1 protein-coding gene is annotated in these 286 nt (G+C 36.4%); it reads left to right on the forward strand.

Annotation, left to right across the window (positions count from 1 at the left end):
* A partial coding sequence (locus Q0997_RS20380) for a hypothetical protein (protein ID WP_299892583.1) occupies window positions 1–286 on the forward strand: 286 nt, incomplete at both ends.

The raw sequence follows: 286 nt of genomic DNA on the forward strand, positions 1-286 counted from the left end.
CATTTACTGTTCCTGCTGATATTACTATTAACTGTGAGCAAGATCCTAATGATTTAACACTTACTGGTGATGTAACTGATGAAGCAGATAACTGTGATAACACGCTAGAGGCAACATTTACTGATAGTACAGCTAATGGTACTTGTGCTAGCGAATCCGTGATTACTAGAACTTGGACACTTACTGATGATTGTAACAATACAACTACACTTGTTCAAACCATTACTATACAAGATACTACAGCGCCTACATTTACTGTTCCTGCTGATATTACTATTAACTGTGA

The sequence above is a fragment of the uncultured Lacinutrix sp. genome (assembly GCF_947500325.1).
In the GTDB taxonomy this organism is placed as follows: domain Bacteria; phylum Bacteroidota; class Bacteroidia; order Flavobacteriales; family Flavobacteriaceae; genus Lacinutrix.